Source organism: Pseudomonas laurylsulfativorans (assembly GCF_002906155.1).
Taxonomy (GTDB): Bacteria; Pseudomonadota; Gammaproteobacteria; order Pseudomonadales; family Pseudomonadaceae; genus Aquipseudomonas; species Aquipseudomonas laurylsulfativorans.
Genome location: NZ_MUJK01000025.1, coordinates 1 through 5,326 on the forward strand (window position 1 = coordinate 1; position 5,326 = coordinate 5,326).

Sequence of the window (5,326 nt, forward strand, 5' to 3'; positions counted from 1 at the left end):
AATTTAATCTTGACGATGACCTACTCTCACATGGGGAAACCCCACACTACCATCGGCGATGCATCGTTTCACTGCTGAGTTCGGGATGGGATCAGGTGGTTCCAACGCTCTATGGTCGTCAAGAAATTCGGGTACTGAGTCGTGACCAGTCGGTCTCGCTTCAGCAAATTGGGTATGTGATAGCTTTCGGTGTTTTGTGAGATTCGAACTTTCGGTTCTTGCGTCTTCACACACCGCAATCTGGCCTTTCGACGCAAATTGCTTGGGTGTTATATGGTCAAGCCTCACGGGCAATTAGTATTGGTTAGCTCAACGCCTCACAGCGCTTACACACCCAACCTATCAACGTCGTAGTCTTCGACGGCCCTTCAGGGGACTCAAGGTCCCAGTGAGATCTCATCTTGAGGCAAGTTTCCCGCTTAGATGCTTTCAGCGGTTATCTTTTCCGAACATAGCTACCCGGCAATGCCACTGGCGTGACAACCGGAACACCAGAGGTTCGTCCACTCCGGTCCTCTCGTACTAGGAGCAGCCCCTCTCAAATCTCAAACGTCCACGGCAGATAGGGACCGAACTGTCTCACGACGTTCTAAACCCAGCTCGCGTACCACTTTAAATGGCGAACAGCCATACCCTTGGGACCGGCTTCAGCCCCAGGATGTGATGAGCCGACATCGAGGTGCCAAACACCGCCGTCGATATGAACTCTTGGGCGGTATCAGCCTGTTATCCCCGGAGTACCTTTTATCCGTTGAGCGATGGCCCTTCCATACAGAACCACCGGATCACTAAGACCTACTTTCGTACCTGCTCGACGTGTCTGTCTCGCAGTCAAGCGCGCTTTTGCCTTTATACTCTACGACCGATTTCCGACCGGTCTGAGCGCACCTTCGTACTCCTCCGTTACTCTTTAGGAGGAGACCGCCCCAGTCAAACTACCCACCATACACTGTCCTCGATCCGGATAACGGACCTGAGTTAGAACCTCAAAGTTGCCAGGGTGGTATTTCAAGGTTGGCTCCACGCGAACTGGCGTCCACGCTTCAAAGCCTCCCACCTATCCTACACAAGCAAATTCAAAGTCCAGTGCAAAGCTATAGTAAAGGTTCACGGGGTCTTTCCGTCTAGCCGCGGATACACTGCATCTTCACAGCGATTTCAATTTCACTGAGTCTCGGGTGGAGACAGCGCCGCCATCGTTACGCCATTCGTGCAGGTCGGAACTTACCCGACAAGGAATTTCGCTACCTTAGGACCGTTATAGTTACGGCCGCCGTTTACCGGGGCTTCGATCAAGAGCTTCGCGTTAGCTAACCCCATCAATTAACCTTCCGGCACCGGGCAGGCGTCACACCCTATACGTCCACTTTCGTGTTTGCAGAGTGCTGTGTTTTTAATAAACAGTCGCAGCGGCCTGGTATCTTCGACCGGCGTGGGCTTACGGAGCAAGTCCTTCACCCTCACCGGCGCACCTTCTCCCGAAGTTACGGTGCCATTTTGCCTAGTTCCTTCACCCGAGTTCTCTCAAGCGCCTTGGTATTCTCTACCCAACCACCTGTGTCGGTTTGGGGTACGGTTCCTGGTTACCTGAAGCTTAGAAGCTTTTCTTGGAAGCATGGCATCAACCACTTCGTGTTCTAAAAGAACACTCGTCATCAGCTCTCGGCCTTAGAATCCCGGATTTACCTAAGATTCCAGCCTACCACCTTAAACTTGGACAACCAACGCCAAGCTGGCCTAGCCTTCTCCGTCCCTCCATCGCAATAACCAGAAGTACAGGAATATTAACCTGTTTTCCATCGACTACGCTTTTCAGCCTCGCCTTAGGGACCGACTAACCCTGCGTCGATTAACGTTGCGCAGGAAACCTTGGTCTTTCGGCGTGGGTGTTTTTCACACCCATTGTCGTTACTCATGTCAGCATTCGCACTTCTGATACCTCCAGCAAGCTTCTCAACTCACCTTCACAGGCTTACAGAACGCTCCTCTACCGCATCACCTAAGTGATACCCGTAGCTTCGGTGTATGGTTTGAGCCCCGTTACATCTTCCGCGCAGGCCGACTCGACTAGTGAGCTATTACGCTTTCTTTAAAGGGTGGCTGCTTCTAAGCCAACCTCCTAGCTGTCTAAGCCTTCCCACATCGTTTCCCACTTAACCATAACTTTGGGACCTTAGCTGACGGTCTGGGTTGTTTCCCTTTTCACGACGGACGTTAGCACCCGCCGTGTGTCTCCCATGCTCGGCACTTGTAGGTATTCGGAGTTTGCATCGGTTTGGTAAGTCGGGATGACCCCCTAGCCGAAACAGTGCTCTACCCCCTACAGTGATACATGAGGCGCTACCTAAATAGCTTTCGAGGAGAACCAGCTATCTCCGAGCTTGATTAGCCTTTCACTCCGATCCACAGGTCATCCGCTAACTTTTCAACGGTAGTCGGTTCGGTCCTCCAGTCAGTGTTACCTAACCTTCAACCTGCCCATGGATAGATCGCCCGGTTTCGGGTCTATTCCCAGCGACTAGACGCCCTATTAAGACTCGCTTTCGCTACGCCTCCCCTATTCGGTTAAGCTCGCCACTGAAAATAAGTCGCTGACCCATTATACAAAAGGTACGCAGTCACCCAACAAAGTGGGCTCCCACTGCTTGTACGCATACGGTTTCAGGATCTATTTCACTCCCCTCTCCGGGGTTCTTTTCGCCTTTCCCTCACGGTACTAGTTCACTATCGGTCAGTCAGTAGTATTTAGCCTTGGAGGATGGTCCCCCCATATTCAGACAAAGTTTCTCGTGCTCCGTCCTACTCGATTTCATGACTAAGAGATTTTCGCGTACAGGGCTATCACCCACTATGGCCGCACTTTCCAGAGCGTTCCGCTAATCTCAAAGCCACTTAAGGGCTAGTCCCCGTTCGCTCGCCACTACTAAGGGAATCTCGGTTGATTTCTTTTCCTCAGGGTACTTAGATGTTTCAGTTCCCCTGGTTCGCCTCTTGCACCTATGTATTCAGTACAAGATAACCATCTTATGATGGCTGGGTTCCCCCATTCAGACATCTCCGGATCAAAGTCTGTTTGCCGACTCCCCGAAGCTTTTCGCAGGCTACCACGTCTTTCATCGCCTCTGACTGCCAAGGCATCCACCGTATGCGCTTCTTCACTTGACCATATAACCCCAAGCAATCTGGTTATACTGTGAAGACGACATTCGCCGAAAATTCGATTCTTGCTCCTAAGAGCAACTCACAAATTTTACCTTAGCCTGATCCGTTACCAGTGAAAGTAACGTTCAGTCTATCTTTCTATCACATACCCAAATTTTTAAAGAACGATCTAGTCAAAGACTAGAAATCAACATTCACCATCATTTGATGGAATGCTCATTTCTAAGCTTTATACGTCAGAAGCAGTAGTGGTGGAGCCAAACGGGATCGAACCGTTGACCTCCTGCGTGCAAGGCAGGCGCTCTCCCAGCTGAGCTATGGCCCCGTATTTCTACAGGCGTTTCCCACACAAAATTGGTGGGTCTGGGCAGATTCGAACTGCCGACCTCACCCTTATCAGGGGTGCGCTCTAACCAACTGAGCTACAGACCCAATTTCGGGCTGCTTCTATCGTCTTCTTCAATGAATCAAGCAATTCGTGTGGGAACTTATGGAGCAGCTGAGTCGTCGATTAAGGAGGTGATCCAGCCGCAGGTTCCCCTACGGCTACCTTGTTACGACTTCACCCCAGTCATGAATCACACCGTGGTAACCGTCCTCCCGAAGGTTAGACTAGCTACTTCTGGTGCAACCCACTCCCATGGTGTGACGGGCGGTGTGTACAAGGCCCGGGAACGTATTCACCGCGACATTCTGATTCGCGATTACTAGCGATTCCGACTTCACGCAGTCGAGTTGCAGACTGCGATCCGGACTACGATCGGTTTTGTGGGATTAGCTCCACCTCGCGGCTTGGCAACCCTCTGTACCGACCATTGTAGCACGTGTGTAGCCCAGGCCGTAAGGGCCATGATGACTTGACGTCATCCCCACCTTCCTCCGGTTTGTCACCGGCAGTCTCCTTAGAGTGCCCACCATGACGTGCTGGTAACTAAGGACAAGGGTTGCGCTCGTTACGGGACTTAACCCAACATCTCACGACACGAGCTGACGACAGCCATGCAGCACCTGTCTCAATGTTCCCGAAGGCACCAATCCATCTCTGGAAAGTTCATTGGATGTCAAGGCCTGGTAAGGTTCTTCGCGTTGCTTCGAATTAAACCACATGCTCCACCGCTTGTGCGGGCCCCCGTCAATTCATTTGAGTTTTAACCTTGCGGCCGTACTCCCCAGGCGGTCAACTTAATGCGTTAGCTGCGCCACTAAGAGCTCAAGGCTCCCAACGGCTAGTTGACATCGTTTACGGCGTGGACTACCAGGGTATCTAATCCTGTTTGCTCCCCACGCTTTCGCACCTCAGTGTCAGTATCAGTCCAGGTGGTCGCCTTCGCCACTGGTGTTCCTTCCTATATCTACGCATTTCACCGCTACACAGGAAATTCCACCACCCTCTACCATACTCTAGCTTGTCAGTTTTGAATGCAGTTCCCAGGTTGAGCCCGGGGCTTTCACATCCAACTTAACAAACCACCTACGCGCGCTTTACGCCCAGTAATTCCGATTAACGCTTGCACCCTCTGTATTACCGCGGCTGCTGGCACAGAGTTAGCCGGTGCTTATTCTGTCGGTAACGTCAAAACAGCAAAGTATTAATTTACTGCCCTTCCTCCCAACTTAAAGTGCTTTACAATCCGAAGACCTTCTTCACACACGCGGCATGGCTGGATCAGGCTTTCGCCCATTGTCCAATATTCCCCACTGCTGCCTCCCGTAGGAGTCTGGACCGTGTCTCAGTTCCAGTGTGACTGATCATCCTCTCAGACCAGTTACGGATCGTCGCCTTGGTGAGCCATTACCTCACCAACTAGCTAATCCGACCTAGGCTCATCTGATAGCGCAAGGCCCGAAGGTCCCCTGCTTTCTCCCGTAGGACGTATGCGGTATTAGCGTTCCTTTCGAAACGTTGTCCCCCACTACCAGGCAGATTCCTAGGCATTACTCACCCGTCCGCCGCTGAATTCAGGAGCAAGCTCCTGTCATCCGCTCGACTTGCATGTGTTAGGCCTGCCGCCAGCGTTCAATCTGAGCCATGATCAAACTCTTCAGTTCAAACATCTTTGGGTTTTGAGAAAACCCTAAACTTGGCTCAGCAATCGTTGGTTACATCTTTGATTTCTCGCGGAGTAACTTGTGATGCTGATAATCTGTTGACTAGCAGTCTGAC

2 tRNA genes and 3 rRNA genes are annotated in these 5,326 nt (G+C 51.5%); all 5 read right to left on the reverse strand.

From position 1 onward, the window contains the following. Positions 1-7 precede the first annotated feature (7 nt). A 5S ribosomal RNA gene (gene rrf / locus B0D71_RS31045) occupies positions 8-123 on the reverse strand. 150 nt (positions 124-273) lie between these two features. Beyond that, a 23S ribosomal RNA gene (locus tag B0D71_RS31050) occupies positions 274-3,165 on the reverse strand. 246 nt (positions 3,166-3,411) lie between these two features. Beyond that, positions 3,412-3,487 (reverse strand) — tRNA-Ala (locus B0D71_RS31055). Positions 3,488-3,517: 30 nt separating this feature from the next. Next, positions 3,518-3,594, reverse strand: a tRNA-Ile gene (locus B0D71_RS31060). A gap of 80 nt (positions 3,595-3,674) precedes the next feature. Then, positions 3,675-5,211: ribosomal RNA gene (locus B0D71_RS31065) — 16S ribosomal RNA — on the reverse strand. The 16S, 23S and 5S rRNA genes sit together here with 2 tRNA genes alongside, the layout of an rRNA operon. Positions 5,212-5,326 lie beyond the last annotated feature (115 nt).